Genomic DNA, 16911 nt, shown 5'->3' with positions numbered 1-16911 from the left:
TTTTGCTGTCCAATCCCATCCGAAACCTCCGTCCAAGCCGGAGGCTTCTTTCGCACGTTCATTCGAATTCTGAAGCAAGGGTATCGGCTTCGCGCTTACCTATGCTTGACCATACGCTTAGATCGGACGTGACGGCGCGCCGGCTGGAAGTGATCACGGAGACGGGACGCCGTCGTTGGTTCTCCAAGGACGACAAGGCCCGGATCGTCGAGGAGACGCTGGTCTCGGGCGCAGTCGTTTCCGAGATTGCCCGGCGACACGGGCTGACCCCACAACAAGTGTTCACCTGGCGCCGGCAAGCACGCCGGTTGCCGACGCCGATGGCTGACGATCCACCGTTTGTACCGGCGGTGGTAGACGCCTTGGTACCGGCCGTGGCTGTTGGCCATGAGCGCAAGACAGCGCGACGCAAGGCCAAGCCGGATATCGGGGGCATCGAGATCGAAGCCGAGGGCGTCACTATCCGGGTCCGCCGAGGCGCGGATGTGGCGATGATTGCGGCCATCGTCCATGCGCTGAAGGCAAGCCGGTGATCGGCCCGTCCGGAACTGTCCGGGTGATGGTGGCAACCAAGCCGGTCGACTTCCGCAAGGGAATGGAGGGGCTTGCCATATTGGTACGCGAGCACATGCAGGCTGACCCGTTCTCGGGTGCTGTTTATGTGTTCCGTGCCAAGCGCGCCGACCGGATCAAGCTGATCTTCTGGGATGGTACGGGTTTGTGCCTGTTCGCCAAGCGGCTCGAAGACGGCGTCTTCCGCTGGCCGAAGATCGAGGATGGCGTGATGCGTTTGTCGGCGGCGGAATTGTCGGCGCTGCTCGAAGGGCTCGATTGGCGGCGTGTCCACGCGGCACGGGAGACGGTCGTGCCGACGCAAGTCGGATAATTGTGAGCCGTGCTGCGGCGAAGTGAATCAGGGGCATCGAGCACGTCGTCAAGCGGGCGCGAATATGCTCTGATTTACCTGTGAGCGATAACCTTCCTGATGATCCCGAGACGCTCAAGGCGATGCTGCTGGCAGCGCTTCACGAGAGCGAGCGGCTGCGTCAGATTATCAAGGAGCTGCAACGCCACCGCTTTGGCCGGAAGGCAGAGTCGCTTCCCGAGGAGCAGATGCTGCTGGGCCTCGATGACGTCCAACAGGTCGCAGCCTTTGCCGAGGCTGGTCAGGACGAGACAGCCCCGGAAGGCCGGGCGGAGCGCGCACGCAAGCGCCGCGTCAATCGCGGAGCACTGCCGGCCCACCTGCCGCGGATCGAGGTCGTCGTCGACCTCGACGACAAGACCTGCCCCTGCTGCCAGGGCGAACTGCATCGGATCGGTGAAGACAGGAGCGAGCGGCTGGACATGGTGCCGGCGCAGTTCCGCGTTGTCGTCACCCGGCGTCCTAAATACGCCTGCCGAGCCTGCGAAGATGGCGTCACGCAGGCCGAGGCTCCGGCCCGGCTGATCGAGGGCGGCCTGCCGACGGAGGCAACCGTCGCCCAGGTTCTGGTGTCCAAATATGCCGATCATCTGCCGCTCTACCGGCAGGCCCAGATCTATGCCCGCCAAGGCATCGCTCTCGATCGATCGACGCTGGCGGACTGGGTTGGGCATGCCGCCTTCCATCTGCGCCCGCTGCATGAGCGCCTTCTCGCTCTGCTTCGCGCGAGATCCAAGCTGTTCGCCGACGAGACGACGGTGCCGGTGCTCGATCCGGGTCGAGGGCGCACCAAGACCGGCCAGCTCTGGGCCTATGCAGCCGACGACAGGCCCTGGGGCGGCCTCGATCCGCCCGGCATTGCCTATGTCTATGCACCCGACCGCAAAGCCGAGCGGCTGTTCAGCCATCTCGCCGGCTTCAAGGGCGTCCTGCAGGTCGATGGCTACAACGCCTATCCAAAGCTTGCCGAACGCGGCGGAGTCGAGCTCGCCTTCTGCTGGGTGCACATGCGGCGCAACTTCTACGAACTCGCGACAGCCGGCCCCGCTCCAATCGCAAGCGAGGCGCTCAACCACATCGCCGCATTCTATGCGATCGAGAAGGAGATTCGCGGCCGCAGCGCGGAGGAGCGTCGCCTCGTGCGGCAGCAGAAGAGCCGACCACTGGCCGATGCCTTTGAGGTATGGCTGCGCGCCAAGCTGGCTCTCATCAGCCAGAAGATCAAGCTCGCCGAGGCCATCCGCTATGCTCTCTCGCGCTGGCAAGGACTGACGCGCTTCATTGACGATGGCCGGATCGAACTCGATAACAACACCATCGAGCGATCAATCCGCGGTATCAAACTTTGCCGCAAGAATGCACTATTTGCAGGATCCGACGGCGGCGCCGAGCATTGGGCGGTCATCGCTTCCTTGGTCGAGACCTGCAAGATCAACGACGTCGATCCGCTCGCCTACCTCACCGACGTCCTGACCAGAATCGTCAACGGACATCCAAACCGCGACATCGACCTGCTACTGCCCTGGGCCTACCGCGCTCAAGCCCTGAAAGCCGTGGCCTGACAACGACGCTTACGATTGTCCCACCAGTCCTCCACGAGAACGGCCAATCGCGCGATCTATTAGCCGCCACTTCGCCTCGCTCAGACTCTCGCGCGCCAGCGCAATGCTCCTTTTGGAGCTCGCGCCAATCACTGAGCTTCAGGTCTTATGCCTCCCGCGCGTCTTGTTCCACAGCCGCACGATGGCCTTCCTTAATGCGATCAGCCGCGGCATCAGGACGAAAAAAACTCCCGTGCGAGTGATCCGAGAGCGTGGCGAAGGGAGAATTGTTCGTTGTGATCGAGTTGGTCTTGATGCTTTTCGATCGGGACCGGCGCCAAGATTGTTCCTGATCTGTTGAGGCGCGATCGCGACCCGCAGGGAGGAACCACGATGAGCACAAATAAAACGTTGAGCAGCAGCCAGATGCTTACTATGGCAAGTACCGTCATCCAATCCCACCGAAATGCAAGCTCTTAAGGGGCTAAATTAACCCTAGAAACCTCGGAACGGAAGGGCGCATAGCGCGCCTGGAGCGTAGATCGGCTCGTTCCGGCCGATGACGCCCCAAGATACTCTATTCTATCTCAATCACCTCACGGCCGCCTTCATCAATCCGTGCAAAATCGGCTACGACTGTGAGGGGCGTTTGTGGACTCCGTACGACTACGGTCGGCGCTGGAGCCATGGATCGCGCGAGCGCTATGCCGCAGGAAGCTCGCGTAGAACCGCTCGGCATTCGAGACGCCGCAGATGAGTCGGAAAGATGTTCGAGCGGCAGCTCTCCGAGCTTCTTGCGCAACGGCGCTCGGCTTCCGCACAGCCATGAACCCCGTCTGGATGGGCGTGACAATATGCCGTCTCAGACTGCGGTGGCAATCGCACGTATAGCGCACGAGAACTGAATATGAAAGGGAAGGGCGCAGCGACGGCGCCACGCACAACGGTTTGCCTGAACGATCGACGACCTGAAACCTGTGACGAAGCGGGAAACGCCGGCATCACCAACATCGATCTGGGGAGGTTGAGGAGGCCTGGCTCAACTCGATTCGGGCGACTGCAGCGGAGCGCGCCCACCAAACGCCACGCGTTCAACCGCGCAGTGTCGCTAGGAAGGACGAGTCGATCGATTCAACGGCATCTTCCAGGAAAGTCTTGCCAAGTTTTGATGCCCGCCGATAAGCGGACACGAGTGCTGATCTCGACCCGGGTCGGCGAATTAGGATGAGCCGAACGTCACTGCGTACGAGGTCCTTGACGTCGGGAAGGGCGAGTGCGTCGAAGCGGGTCGCCATATCGATCCGCGCCGGCATCAATCGCGCGTCGTTCGGTGCGACGAAATATGCCATCTTCAGGGCCTCGACCACGATCGGATCGTGCGGGTCGCGCTGGACCTGAAGCAGCGCCAGCGCGAGCCATAGTTCAGGATTGTAAGGAGAGATCGACAGTGTCCGCCGGACCCGGCTGAGGGCGTCGGTATGCGCTGTTGATCGCAGGATCGTGGGCCAGTGCCGACCGGACTCAATTGTCTGCAGCGCGGCGATCAAGGCATGATTGCTCTCCAACTCCGATCCAAACGGCGAGCGCGTTCCCAGCAGTGAGGGCGCGTCTCCAGCCCACCGCGCCCCAAACTCGGCCGCATCTATGGGAAATGTCGTTCGCCCCAGCGCCGTCACCTCCGCTACGGCCGACACAATCGCATAGGATCCGACCGTCAAGGCCAACGCCATCAGAAGAATGCGAAATCTGCTCGATGAACTCATTTTCGATGCATAATTCAATATAAAGCCAATGTTACGGCGCGCGGCATTCCGCCGCGCGGTCGGCGCCACTGGTCCGTCCCACCGATTGTGCAAGTCCAACTCCGACCATCACCGCCACGATCGCTTGAATCGTGGGGTTTGAGAGGCTTGAATCAAGAAAGCTCTCGCAGAGTACGACGACGACGACGGCCGCCGTGGCGGCAGCGAAAAAGGAATCGCGTCCTCGCCGAACGGCGCCGCGAAAGCTAACGAGGAAGAACTGGGCGGCGAAGGCTGCCAGGATGGCGCTCGCTAATCTTCCCGCCTCGACAGCCATCAAGACTGCGGTGGAAGGAGGGTCTGCCAAGGCAGCGCCGAACTCCTGATAGGCTATCGAAGTCAGCCTAAAGGTTCCGAGACCATTCCCCCACGTCGGTGCATCAGAGAGCAGGTGCTTTGCCGGCGCAAGTGCTTCCGGGGGGAGGCTGACGAATCCAAGGAGGCCCAAGCCTCCGGCGAGAGAGTGCGGCACAACCATCGCGCTGGCGATTGCTGCAAGGCCCAAGAACAATAGCGCCGAAGGCCCAAACCGAAATCCCAAGCGTCGGACAGCGGCTATGAACACGAGGACCATCAATCCGCAGCCAGTAACCGCCACCAATGTGTGTTGTCCGAGGGCCGCAAGTGCGGCGAACGCTACGGTAATTCCCGACAGGCCGCAGAAAACGCTGACCCACAGTTGGGGCGCGGCCAGATTGCGGATGTTCTGCTGGTGCAGGTGGCGTTCGAGTGCCCGGGCGACGAGCGCGCCATTTATCAATATTGCAAGAGCGGCTGCTGCCGGAAACAGATTCGTAGCCGCGCCGGTCTGGCGAATGATTCCGGCGAACGAATCGAGCTGGCTGAGTAGGAACTCGACTGATATGAGGGTCGTCACTGCGCTCAATACGAACAGAATCGTTTCGGCCGTACGGCGATCCCTGGTGATGACGACGGTCGACACCAGGAGCGACACATTGACCAGATAGAGGAACAGGCTTTGCAACGTTGCGCCCGGATCAACGCTAATACGGCCCGGCAGCGATGGTTGATTCAATGCGATCGAAGTCGCCGACCAGATCGGGTTCGCAAGCGATGACATCGGAAAGATCTGCAACGTCATCCAGGCGACTGGAAGCAAGAATATGAGGAGAAATTGCTTCAGCAATGGCGCGGCAGACGCGATTTGCGTCTCCGAACCTCTTGTTACCATGGCCATCATCGTCGCAGTAGCAAGTGAAATCACATGCTGTGCAAAGGAGCCGCCTGTGATGGCCAAGATCGGAGTCGCGGCCAGCAGTGCGATCAAAAGCCGGGACGCGATGAACAATCGGAGAACCGTGGGACGTGGAAGCGGGAATGGAATGCAGCATTGCACGAGTGGGACTTTGATACGCGCCGCACGGCCAATAAAGCGACGCCACCCTCGTCTCGGCGATTGACACTCTGGCCCATCATCATAACGCGGCCTCCCAACTGGTCCAGCATGCGGTTGATTTGCGGCATTCGCGCGGCGTGACAGTTCCGGGCTAAATTATCGAGCATAGCAGGACTGCGACAAGTAACGGAGAGCCGTCGGCAGTCCAGCCAGCGGCACCGCTCCGTGGATCGCTTTCGGTGCGGTGACGATTTCAACCGCAAGCTCGTTTGCGTTTTGCCAGTCGCTGGCAGCAAGTTTCGAGGCGTCGGCGGGTAGTAGGAGCGCCACGCCGCTCTGGATCACAGAGGCCTGGAACTCAGCGCGCTTCTCTCCTGCTATGAGGGCTACGTTCGGGGGCGCCGAGCGGGATAGTGGCTCGAGTACAATGAGTACAATTTCGATACCGCCTTTTCCGCATTGCAGGCTCAGGCCAGCAAGGCCGGTGTCCGACTTGGCACTATCGACGACATGCATCACTGAAATGGCATCGGCGCCACCGTCCGGATTTTTGCTCTTCACTAGTCGCCATCCGCTCTCAAGCTGTGTCGATTGGCTGCCGGACTGGATCTGCTTGAACGCCTCTTCGTCGCAACGTCGACGCTGCTCGGCGGTGATCCCAGACCCGCAGTTCAGAATGCCCGGACGCACCGGCTCGGCTCGGCCGGGAGCTGTCATCATCAAGAGACCAGCACAGAGCAAAATTGAGCGCACCATCAGAAGCCCCGACCTAACATGCGCTAGTGCCAAATCATTCATGTCGTATCCAACGGCCCTGTCAAATATCGGGCAAGCTGCCCACAGCTCCGGATCAAGCATCGGATGTTAATCGACGTAACCGTACCTCTTGTAGTATCGATTGCGATAGTAGGCCGCGCCGTACGTATCGTAGCGGCTCATCACTGACACGTTCACCTTGTTAAGAACCGCACCGAGCATACGCTCGCGCACAACCGGCGTTTCGCTTAGCACGCGCTCGACGATATCCACTTTGGACTTCGCCCATTCGATGACAAGGATATAGGAATCAGCCAGTCCCCTGGTCGCCCGAACGTCGACGACGGGCGCCAACGGGCTAAGATCAAGAACGATACGATCAAAGTGCTGCCGTAGCTCCTGGAACAGGTCTTCCATCTGTTTCGAGCCCAGCAGGTCGCTCGAATTCGAGAAGCGCGATGTGATGGCACAAGGAAGAAATTGTAGATTCGTCTGCGGGTCTATCCAGACAACATCCCTCCAGTCGGCTTGGCCCAGGACGACATGTATCAAGCCGCCCTGCGCAGCCGGAGTAAGCCTCGCAGTGAGGCTTGGGTTGCGAATGTCGCCGTCCATCAGCAGTGTACGGCAGCCGCTTTGCGCCAGGGTTTGTGCCAGCGCTTCGCTGATGGTTGACTTTCCCTCGTTCGGAAGAGCGGAGGTAATCCCCAGGACCTTGCTGGAGCCTGCACCGAAATTCGCAAAATCGCTGGCTAGCTTGATCGACCGAAATCCCTCCGCGAAGCGTGAAAACGGGGCATCGATCACGTGCCGCCCCACGCTCTCTTCGGTTGAAAGCAGACGGTCGCGATGGGACTGCTGGTGGCTGAACCCGGGCGCGGATCCGTGGAGTGCCAACGTCGTGCCGGATCTTCCGTAACTCGTGGGTGCCTGCTGCGGTTTGGACTTGTCGCGTTTGCCGAATCGCCAGGCCGCTTTGCCGGATTGAGCGGAATTCGTTTTGACGGCGCTTCGCTCTATCACCGGAATCGAAGCGAGACAGCGGGTATCCACGAGCTGCTCGACCTGCGAAACGGTACGGAAGACGCGATCCATCATATCAAGCAGGACTGCAACGAGAGCTGCGAGAATCGACCCACCCACGATCGCCGCAAGCAGGATGAGTGTCGTTCTTGGCGACGTCTTGTTGGGAAGAGTCGACGCGGCCTGGCTGATCACCCTCGCCTCGGTAATGGGAAACGACTGCTGCTGAACCGAGACCATGTAGAGTTGCAAGAAGTTGTCAGACAATGCGCGAGCGCTCTGAGCGTTGCTTTCCAGATCTCTGAGGACGATTTGGGCCTGACCTGTATTGTTCGAGATCGCTATCGTATCGTTCAAGCTCTTCTGGCTGGACTCTTCGCGCGCCTTGGCAATTTCAAGGTCACTCTTGTAGACCTCCGCGGTGCGCCGCAGTTCGTCGATGATCGAGCGTCGGAGTTCCCGCATCTGGTTGCGCAAATTGACAACCGCCAGATGTGTCGGTCCATACCGGTTCGACCAATCGGCCTGCTTGGCCGCGTACTCGAGATAGGTCTGGCGCAATTTAGTGATGACTGGGTTGGCCATCGTCTCGCTCACAGTCGCGAGGTCATTCAGAATGACCTTAGAATCGTCGCTGTCCGCATTCAATATCGCGGTGATGCGTTCGAGCTTAGCTTGTGCCTCCGCACGCTGGCTACGCGCAGTCGTCAGCGAAGTATTGATTTCAGCGAGTTGCTGCTCGGTGAGCAGTCGCCCGCCGGCGTCGATGATGTTGTTCTTGGCCTTGAAATCCGCAACAGTGCGTTCGGCAGAAGACGCCTGCGACCGCAATTCCTTCAATCGGTCCTGCAGCCAGACCGCCGCCCGTCTCGAGGCCTGATATTTCGATTCCAACGAGTCCAAGATATAGCCGTCGGCGACCGCGTTGGCGATCCGCGCTGCCAGCTCCTGCGATAATGCCTGAAAGGAGATCTCGATAACATAGGTCACGCCGACGCGCTTGATGCTGAGGCCGCTCGCAAAGCGAGCGAGTGCTGCGCGCAGTATTTGCTCTTCCGTGGGCGGGGTCGATTCGGAGAATATTCCGGTAATCGCGCCACTGATGCTGCTGAGCAATCCGCCACCATCGCTCATGAAGTCTGCCGACCCCACAAGTTTTAAGTCCTTGATGACCTTCGAGGCGATCGCTTCGGACTTGAGAAGTTCGACCTGACTGTCGACCATGGCCGAGTCGATCGGGTTGTCTCCGCCGCTCGCGGGCGCTTGTGTCTGCAGGCCCTGCATCTTACGGCTGTCGATCATCAGGATCGCCGTTCCGGTATATCGCTTCGGTGCCGTGAACACGTAGATGCCGGCAAGACCGATGCACAGCAGCAGCGTGAAAATCATCACAGGATACTGCCGGCTCACCAGCGCAAGCGCAGAGGAGATGGTCTGCTGCAGCGATGGAGTCTCCGGCGCGGTGGTTTCGATCTCTCGAGATGTGATCTTCTGAAGCATCCCGCCCGCCTACCTAAATCTCTGTGAATGCGGCATCAGGCTGCCTTGTCGCCGCGCTGATTCGTGAATGGTAAAGTGCCGCTTAGAAGTTGCACGTTGGCAGAACTCGACGCGCCGGATGCGGTGATCGAGATCGCGGCGCTCAAGAGTCGACCAACGCCAGCGAGGCCCCGGCGAAACGCCTACTTGTATCGTTCGACACGTTGTTTGGTCAGACCGGTTTCGGCAACGCTGCCGGGCCAATGTCGGTGCCGTTCGCCGCAAAATCGTCACAATGCCTCTCCGCCAACTCTGTCGAAAAACCTTCAAAATCTAGCAATTTACGCCGCCTGAGAAGATTGAGAGATCATGGGTCGCCCATGATTTGGGCAGATGGCACGAACCCGCGGGCGGACGCGGTGGAATACGCGCGACCAGCATCGAATTCTGCGATGCAATATCGGCCTGAGTGTGACGGACAAGCATGAGGATCGAGCAACTGGCACAGGGAACGAGGCTGCCTTCGGAGCATCCGCTATAGTGGCGAGGGTCGGCTTTGGAGTTCCACCGGAATCTCCGATCGGGCAGTTAAAAATCAAGCCAACGAGACCTCAATCAAAATCCTTGGTCGAGGATTCTCGATGCCAATCGACAAGCGAGCTTGCCAGGTCGTAGTCGAATTTGAACCCGCTTGCGATCAGATGCTTCGGCAGAATGTTCGTAGAAAACCACAGCTTCTTGATCCGGTCACGATTGATGCCGGTCTTAATGCCGACGGCCTGCAGCACCTCGAATGGAAGCACGGCGAGATTCATGAGCCATACCGGAATCGTCATCGTCGGCTTGGGGTATTCGGCAGTTTGAGAGAAGGCGGAGCAAATCTGGCTGATAGTGTAACGGTGCTCATAGCAGAAATTGTAGATCGACAGGCTGTCGTTGCGAGACGCCATGAAGAACATGGACGAGACCAGGTCCTTCACGTAGCCGCACGATTTGATGGTGTCGGTTCGGCCGGGATAGATGAAGGCCCGTCTTTCGAGAAGCCTCGACAATCGCGTAAAATTGCCTCGCTCGTAGGGTCCATAGATGACGGCGGGGCGTACGATGGTCAGCCGCCGGTCCGGGGCCTCCGACTGCCACAGGCGATGGATCGCTTCGGCCGAGAGTTTGGAGCGTCCATAGGCGCTGACTGGGACCGGCGTCGCATCTTCGGTAAGCGGAGTTTCCGTCGGACCGTAGACCGATATCGAACTGGTAAAAATGATATTCCGGCTGCCAGTGTCTTTCGCAAATCGGCAGACGTGCACCGCACCCAGCACGTTTGTGTAATAATAGTCGCCGTCCGGATGACCCGGGGTGACATGGATCGCAGCCAGGTTGAAGATGTCGGCAGACAGCCCGCCTCCGAGCTTCGGGTCGATTGGCTCACGGACGTCATGATGGACATATTCGACGCCTTCGACGTGCGCCCGAGGCTTCCCGATATCCACCGAGACGATCCGGTTGTAGCGCCCGGAAGCGAGCATGCGCCTCATCAGATGTGTACCGATGAAGCCTGCGCCTCCGAATACAATAGCTTGGGTGGGATTGGACATGTGCGCGAGGGTCAACGTAAGTAAGGATGCTGAGTCAAATGCGACGAACTTCGGTCAAGGCTCCCCGGTAATCGAGCGCGCGCATTGGAGAGCTGCAGCACCCGTCGGTGCAAGAGTTGTGCCCGCCAAGACCAAGATCGCTTCGCATGTGGTGACCCCGCTGGCGAGGGCCTTTGCTTCTGCAGATCAAACATGCATTGCTCATACGGCGATAACAACATCGATACCGGCAGCGGGGTGACATGCGCGGTGTCATCGGTTCCATCTAGGTGATCCCGAATGCGGTGGCACTGGTTCGATCGGCAACGCGAGGAGATGGGAAGATGTGTTCGCCGCGGGTATGATCGCACATTTCTTATGAAGGTCATTTCGCGTTCAGCCTGGGTTGCTCGTTTGGATCAGCGGCTCAATAGAGTTCGCGATACTCAAATTGAAAGTTCGTTGATCCGGCCGCGATCCCCAATAGCCTTTGCAGCTTCTGGTAGCCTGCGAGCGGAACGACCACGCAATCGGAACTTCCGGCGTAGCAAACCCGGACCCGGATCGATTGACCGCAAATGTTTTGAACCAGCACAATCTGCTCGATGATCTTGGGGTTGTTGGCTTGGGGGTGCGTCGACGGGTTGACTGATATGCAAAGCTTTCCGTCCACTGTCGTGTGATTTGGAGCGAACGTACCTTCCATCGGCCGAACCGAACTCGAAGGCCGAGTGGAAATTCCTGAGCCACCATACATCGGAGGAGATGTGCGACCGAAGCCGGAAATTTGAGCATCGGCCGTCGTTGCGAGGAGCGATGAAGCGATAGCTACACATATCGCCACATAACCGTCTGAGCGCCTAGATCGGTTATCATGCATGTTCACTGCTCTGCACATCCTGATGGTTGGGGGCAGCTTTCGAAAGAAGCCGCCGTTATCGGCGGCAGTATAGAGTTGCAGTTGCGGCAACAGAATGACAGACAACTAGTTCCCGGGATTGCAGGGGAGGAATCTTGCCTCTTCCTTACGCTTAAAAACACGTGCTAGAGGCTGCACCTTCCCGGATTGGGTGTCTGACGTCTGTCGACTGTGATGTTCTGTCGGCCGTCATGCGACGTACTTACAACGCGAGTATTCTAGGCGGCGAATGTTGAAGGAGATACCAGGACACGCTGTGTTGTCGGAAGTCGAGCTGGTGATGCTGTCGCGCCTCTCGGTCGTCATTCCGAACCACAATTACGCAGCTTACGTGGGATCCGCGATCCGCAGCGCGCTGGACATACGATGGCCAAGCGTCGAGGTGATCGTCGTCGATGACGGGTCGACGGACCATTCACTCGACGTGATCAACGAATTTGCAGACGAAGTCACAATCATCAGCCAGGCGAACGCCGGGCAAATGATGTCCTGCGTGAATGGCTTTCGCAGGTCGTGCGGCGATCTCATCATATTTCTCGATTCGGACGATGCCTTGCACCCTGATGTGATGACGGAGATCGTATCCGTTTGGTCCAAAGCCGCGAGCAAGTATCAGTTTCAGATGCGCGTGATCGATGCCGAGGGGCAGCCGACCGGAAACCTCCTGCCGCAGTACTTCTCCTGTCCGACCTCGGAGGACGTCCGCAAGTGGATGGCAACCACCGGCGCTTATCCGACCCCGCCCGGGTCTGGAAATGCTTACCCGAAATGGTTTGTCGAGCGTATTTTCGGCTTTGAGTCCGACTTCGTTGATCGGGCTCCCGACAGTTATCTTTTGGCGGCCGCTCCCGCCTGTGGCGAGATCGTGACGATCCCCAAACCATTAGCATATTATCGGGTGCACGGCCTCAATCACGGGGCGTTCCTTCAACTAGACGATACCCGCTTTGCGAGAGAGATCGACCTCACGCAGAGGCGATACGGATTCTTTTCCGAGATCGCGCGCACGGAGAAGCTGCCGGTTGCGCCCGATGCGCTTAAGAGCAATTTGATATTTCTTTGCTTGCGGATAGCGTCGTTCAAGCTGCGGCCGGACCTTCACCCAATCGCGGCGGATAGTTCATTGAGCATCGCTGTCGATGCCCTTGGAGCGGCTGCGTCGCCACAAGGCTTCTCAAGGTCGCAGCACATATCGCTGCTGGCTTGGATCTTCTGCATCCTCATCAGTCCGCGGTACTTTCGTCGTGCCCTGGTAAGTTTGCGGTACGTGCCCGCCCAGCGGCCGAAATGGTTGCGCGCGTTGCTCGGCCGATTCCGCATCATTCGATGATCGGGGGCAGGGCTGGGACACTTCGGTCAGAGAGCCTGAAGACGGATCGACCTCAGGCCAGCCCCGGGCGATTGCGACCATACGCACAGCATTGCCATCATGATCAGGAATGGAGCCATGGCAAGGTTGCCGCCGCCGAGCTGATAACAGGCCAGCATTGTCAATGCGAGCATAGAGTTGTCTTTCCTGAATATCGAGAGGACGAGATAGAACAGGAAAATCAGTAACCCGACAATTCCGTAATCCGCGACGAGCTTGAGAACGGGATTGCCGCTGCCGCCAAAGTAGGCGGGCGACCGTTCCAATCCGCCGGGCCCGGAGCCGATAAGCACTCTGTCGGTCTGAAAGAGATAGTCCCAGGTCTGTAGTTGTGCGACGTAGCGAGCATAGCCGCTCGACTTGGTTGAACTGAATTCATCAAGCCGACTAACGATGGGATCAAAAGGTTCCGGTGCAATGAGGTACGTTGTGCCGATCATCAAGGCAACGGCCGCCCCGATGGCGATAACCCGTAGTGATTTGAGCGGAGCAATCAGGGGATAGACACTGAGGGACACGACGAGCACCAGGAGGCCCGACCCGGATCGAGTGAGTACGTACGAGATGGCGTACAACGGAAGATAGGCAAGTCGCCGTAAAATGAACACATCAATGACAACACCTACAGCGAGCAATTGGGACAGCGCTCCCGGCTCCATCGGGAAAAACCCGTTCGCACGCCGATTCAACGACCCATAAAATTCCACCGCATTTTGATTGTAAGCGGACTCGACGAGGACCGGATCGAGCGCCGGGATTGCATCCTTGAACGAGAAAATGCGTATTCCGCCGAATTGAAGAACGATCTGGACGATTGCCAGAACGGCGCACAGGCGAACATAGAACAGGAAGACGGGAAGGACCGCCTCGTTCGAGAATCTCGTCGATGGTCCGAACAGGAAAATCGAATTAGTGACAAGAACCATCGCAAGTGATGCCGGGCTGGTCTCGACACCGCGATCGGGAGATTCGGCTGAGGCGACCGCGCTGAAGAGAAACCAGACGACGACGAGTCCGAATGCGAGAGTCTGCGGCCCGCGAATGCTCACCAGACCAACCCACCATCCCCAAGCGACGAGCGCGAAGAATCCGAACAGCGAAAAGAAGATCTGTCCGGTTCCGATGAGGAGTCCGAAGCGCTGCATGCAAATGCACAGAATGAAGGCGATGTGCGCGAAAATGACGCTATTGGTCTCGTCGCTTGACGCTGCTGCAGCGCGCTTGTTAGACGAGGTTCTGGCTGGGAATGTGTCGAGGCTCACCATCTTGGGACTCGTCGATTACTGTTTCTTGGCGCCTCGGTTGGTGGGTGCGTCTGGGCACAGGGTAACGATCGCGATCCACCTTGGTCTCTCTCGTGAGGCTGTTCACCCTCTATACTAAAGCCTGTAGCGACTTCCCACATGGAACACAACGCGAGCGCAAGAATTAACCCTTACGTGCACGGTGCCAGAGGTTTGTTTTGCCTCATGGTATTCGTCTATCACGTCGTTCATTCCGGACTACCCACGTTCGATCTGTTTGCCAGGGGGCTGTTGGGAGAAGCGCTGCAGACTGGAAAATTCGGTGTCGAGTTCTTCTTCGGCATCAGTGGAATCGTGATTCTGCCCAGCTTGTATCGGGCATCCTCGGCCGTGGCCTTTATTCTTGATCGCTACGCGAGGATACTTCCGGTGCTCTGGGCGACTGTGATCGCGATCGCGATTTTTGGCTGGCTTTCAGGAAAGCGTCTAAGTCTGCTGCTGGTTGGTGCAAATCTGTTGGCGCCGCCTCCATTTATTGACATCATCCAGATCAATCCCGCCGCGTGGTCGCTCGGATACGAATTCCTGTTCTATGGAGTCTGTGCCGTCGTTTTCCTGATCAGCGGCGTCAGTCGGCCGCTGGCGCTGGCATTAGCCGTGACTTCGCTGATCTTGCTCGTGTACTATCCCCGCGCGCTCCTGATGATTGGTGGCGTGCTCATTGCGGAGAAGTACCTATCATCGACGTTGTGGCAATCGCTGGCGAAGTACCCGGCGATCTTCTTCGTGCTGTTCCTGACTGTCTGGAGAGGCCTCGAGCTTGCCAGCGCAACAGACTACGTTGGCTTTGTCACGCCGGCATATTTGTCATTCCATGACTGGATCTCTGCTTTTCCATTTGTTGTTCTTGGTGGCGTCTTCGGGACTATTTTCCTGCTTGGCATGTCCCGCGGAAACGGGCTGTTCGGAAGAATGCTGCGTTGGCAGGTGATGCAGTGGCTGGGAACGATCAGCTTCAGTTTTTATCTCTGGCCGCCGATCGTGATGGCCGGGGTCAAGCTGATCATGTCTCGAATGGGCTTGGTCGATGCATTGGGGAGCGGATCGCAACTGTTTTTCCTCCTGGTCTCACTTCCGCCGTCGCTTATCATTGCAACGATCAGCCATCGCTTCCTTGAAGTGAAGGTCACGGGACAGATTCGAAAACGGCTCGACCGGGTCGCGAAACCGGCAGTGCGGCCGATCAATAAAGTACTCGACGGCACTCAAGGAGGGAACCTGATGGGGGAACAGTCAAATGTTCTTGATTGTTCGACAAGTCACCGCCGCAAAACGATCGCAAGTTGACTGTCTACTCGAGAAAAGCCGCAGAGTCGTGCGCTTGATTGTGCCGGCTTGCGACGTTGCAGCGTCACCGTTGCCATCGTCTTTGCGCATTGGGCCGGCACAGCGTTTCCCAGCCGGGCTAACAGCCGAACCGAAAGGATTTCGTTGATGATCGCAGCCTTGCGCAGGCAAGTCCTTTGTGTCGCCTCGATAGTCGTTGCACTCGGATCCGCAACGCCGGCCTGGTGCGCTGGCTGGGAGCTGGTGTTTTCGGATGAGTTTAACGGCGACAAGCTTGATCGAACCAAATGGGCGACCCGATACATCTACAACAACGAAACGATGGATCATTTCAACGATGAAAAGCAGCGCTACCGAGACAACCACGTGGTGTCCGAAGGTACGCTGAATCTGACTGCAAAAAAGAATGAGGGGGCGGACACGTTCGATTCCGGGATGATCCGGAGCCATCAGACATTCTACTACGGCTACTATGAAGCGCGGGTTTTTCTTCCGAATGCGCGGGGATCGTGGCCGGCATTCTGGCTCGAAGCCGATTACGACATCGATGGAAAGTTCTGGCATCCGCCGGAGATCGACATTTTCGAGTACGTTATCAATAGCGTGGAAGACAAGCCGAACATGCTGCACTCGAATGCCATGAGTAAAGATAAGTGGACGCCGCAGTCGTACACGCATGTGGACAGCTCCTTCGTGCTCAAGTTTCAGGACATGGTCAGCAAGGAGGATCTGAACAAGGACTGGCATATTGCCGGCTTCGTTTGGGCCCCTGACCGCATTTCGTTCTTCTGGGACGGCCGGATCATCTACACACGCACGTATCAATGGACTAGGAAGGATGGTCAGCTCGGCCCGCCGGCGCACATCGATCTCAATTTTGCCGTCGGCGGAGCGGCTTGGGCGGGCCGGCACGGCGTCGATGATGCGGCTTTCCCGCAGACGTTCAAGATCGACTACGTTCGCGTCTGCCAGTTCACGTCCTCCGAGCGGGGAAGCCGGAAATGCGGTCCGAGCGACGTGACGCCGGATCCGAATGAATTTGGATACACGGCAGCGCTCAACGACATGCTGAAGCCCGCTTTTTTAGGTGTCGAGCCAGCGTCGGGCGCGGGGCAATCCGGTAGCGGGTCGTTGTCCTTAAGTGCGACAGACCAACTGCGTTTCGAAATTCCGCTCAATGTTCCGGAAAATTATCCTGCCAACAGGTTGCTCCAGGTTTCGGTGGTCGACGGGGCAACAGGGGCGGTTGTGTCCACGACCTCCAGCAAGCTGGAGGTAAACACCATGACGAGGCGCGCCGACGGCGTTCGCGTGATAGAGGTTTCAATGCCGGCTATCCAGCGCCCCGGCGACTTTGTCTTGGTCGGAAAGCTGGTGGCGGAAACAGTCAGCGAAAACGGCGCGAAAGAGGTATCGGCAAGCCCAGTTACGTGCAGCACGCATGTAAGTCAGCCGGTGAAGGCGCGATCGTGTCGCCTCGCGATGCTGCGCGTTCGGCCTCACTGAAGTCGCACGCGTCTCACGGAAACGCGTCGCGTCGCAATAATCCTTGGAAGGCCTGCGTGGTGCGGGTGT

At 58.3% G+C, this 16911-nt stretch carries 13 protein-coding genes; 6 read left to right on the top strand and 7 right to left on the bottom strand.

Annotated elements, in window-relative coordinates; genetic code table 11:
• From IVB42_RS17350 to IVB42_RS17340, 3 genes are all read left to right on the top strand, one after another.
• Window positions 1-533: transposase (locus IVB42_RS17350; RefSeq protein ID WP_247470650.1), on the top strand; the 533-nt coding region annotated here is incomplete at its 5' end.
• A complete protein-coding gene (tnpB, locus tag IVB42_RS17345; RefSeq protein ID WP_026233531.1) occupies window positions 530-886 on the top strand; it encodes an IS66 family insertion sequence element accessory protein TnpB in 357 nt (118 codons plus the stop codon). The genes IVB42_RS17350 and tnpB, both read left to right, overlap by 4 nt.
• 122 nt (window positions 887-1008) lie before the next feature.
• Window positions 1009-2487 carry an IS66 family transposase gene (locus IVB42_RS17340; protein WP_085359906.1) on the top strand — a complete coding sequence of 493 codons (1479 nt, stop codon included), beginning with the start codon at window positions 1009-1011 and terminating at the stop codon, window positions 2485-2487.
• 1070 nt (window positions 2488-3557) lie between these two features.
• Here the strand turns inward: IVB42_RS17340 and IVB42_RS17335 are convergent.
• The 6 genes from IVB42_RS17335 to IVB42_RS17310 all read right to left on the bottom strand — a co-directional run bounded on the left by IVB42_RS17335 (window position 3558) and on the right by IVB42_RS17310 (window position 11163).
• On the bottom strand, window positions 3558-4298 hold the full coding sequence (locus tag IVB42_RS17335) for a hypothetical protein (protein ID WP_247395905.1): 741 nt from the start codon (window positions 4296-4298) through the stop codon (window positions 3558-3560).
• Window positions 4261-5577 (bottom strand): hypothetical protein, encoded by a 1317-nt coding sequence (locus tag IVB42_RS17330; RefSeq protein ID WP_247395907.1) that lies wholly within the window; start codon window positions 5575-5577, stop codon window positions 4261-4263. The genes IVB42_RS17335 and IVB42_RS17330 overlap by 38 nt, the downstream gene beginning before the upstream one ends.
• Window positions 5578-5781: 204 nt before the next feature.
• Window positions 5782-6423: a hypothetical protein gene (locus IVB42_RS17325; protein ID WP_143273823.1), complete on the bottom strand. Its 642-nt coding sequence runs from the start codon at window positions 6421-6423 to the stop codon at window positions 5782-5784.
• Window positions 6424-6489: 66 nt separating this feature from the next.
• Window positions 6490-8904 (bottom strand): polysaccharide biosynthesis tyrosine autokinase, encoded by a 2415-nt coding sequence (locus IVB42_RS17320; RefSeq protein ID WP_247395909.1) that lies wholly within the window; start codon window positions 8902-8904, stop codon window positions 6490-6492.
• A gap of 590 nt (window positions 8905-9494) precedes the next feature.
• Entirely contained in the window at window positions 9495-10493 is a 999-nt protein-coding gene (locus tag IVB42_RS17315) for an NAD(P)-dependent oxidoreductase (protein WP_247470647.1), read from the bottom strand.
• Between the two features lie 391 nt (window positions 10494-10884).
• Complete coding sequence (locus IVB42_RS17310) at window positions 10885-11163, bottom strand: hypothetical protein (RefSeq protein WP_085383844.1); 279 nt, start codon at window positions 11161-11163, stop codon at window positions 10885-10887.
• Between the two features lie 472 nt (window positions 11164-11635).
• Here IVB42_RS17310 and IVB42_RS17305 point away from each other — a divergent pair, with 472 nt between their 5' ends.
• Window positions 11636-12706, top strand: coding sequence for a glycosyltransferase family 2 protein (locus IVB42_RS17305; RefSeq protein WP_247395912.1), 1071 nt, complete (start codon window positions 11636-11638; stop codon window positions 12704-12706).
• A gap of 26 nt (window positions 12707-12732) precedes the next feature.
• Here IVB42_RS17305 and IVB42_RS17300 read toward each other — a convergent pair whose 3' ends face one another.
• A complete protein-coding gene (locus tag IVB42_RS17300) occupies window positions 12733-14010 on the bottom strand; it encodes a hypothetical protein (RefSeq protein ID WP_247395914.1) in 1278 nt (425 codons plus the stop codon).
• 138 nt (window positions 14011-14148) lie between these two features.
• On the opposite strand from IVB42_RS17300, the gene IVB42_RS17295 reads away from it, so the two are divergent.
• Both IVB42_RS17295 and IVB42_RS17290 read left to right on the top strand, forming a co-directional pair.
• Window positions 14149-15336: an acyltransferase gene (locus IVB42_RS17295; RefSeq protein ID WP_085383848.1), complete on the top strand. Its 1188-nt coding sequence runs from the start codon at window positions 14149-14151 to the stop codon at window positions 15334-15336.
• 147 nt (window positions 15337-15483) lie between these two features.
• The gene (locus IVB42_RS17290) at window positions 15484-16842 is read left to right on the top strand and encodes a glycoside hydrolase family 16 protein (protein WP_247395916.1); all 1359 of its coding nucleotides are present in this window, start codon (window positions 15484-15486) and stop codon (window positions 16840-16842) included.
• The last annotated feature ends 69 nt before the right edge of the window (window positions 16843-16911 follow it).

Source organism: Bradyrhizobium sp. 45, from assembly GCF_023073155.1.
Lineage (GTDB): Bacteria > Pseudomonadota > Alphaproteobacteria > Rhizobiales > Xanthobacteraceae > Bradyrhizobium > Bradyrhizobium canariense_D.
This window is presented reverse-complemented; position numbering and strand designations above follow the sequence as displayed.

Bases quoted from the DNA above. Each gene is read 5' to 3' on its own strand.
- IVB42_RS17340 (WP_085359906.1), top strand. From the start codon at position 1,009: ATGCTGCTGGCAGCGCTTCACGAGAGCGAGCGGCTGCGTCAGATTATC.
- IVB42_RS17325 (WP_143273823.1), bottom strand. From the start codon at position 6,423: ATGAATGATTTGGCACTAGCGCATGTTAGGTCGGGGCTTCTGATGGTG.
- IVB42_RS17320 (WP_247395909.1), bottom strand. From the start codon at position 8,904: ATGCTTCAGAAGATCACATCTCGAGAGATCGAAACCACCGCGCCGGAG.
- IVB42_RS17310 (WP_085383844.1), bottom strand. From the start codon at position 11,163: ATGGAAGGTACGTTCGCTCCAAATCACACGACAGTGGACGGAAAGCTT.
- IVB42_RS17300 (WP_247395914.1), bottom strand. From the start codon at position 14,010: ATGGTGAGCCTCGACACATTCCCAGCCAGAACCTCGTCTAACAAGCGC.
- IVB42_RS17295 (WP_085383848.1), top strand. From the start codon at position 14,149: ATGGAACACAACGCGAGCGCAAGAATTAACCCTTACGTGCACGGTGCC.
- IVB42_RS17290 (WP_247395916.1), top strand. From the start codon at position 15,484: ATGATCGCAGCCTTGCGCAGGCAAGTCCTTTGTGTCGCCTCGATAGTC.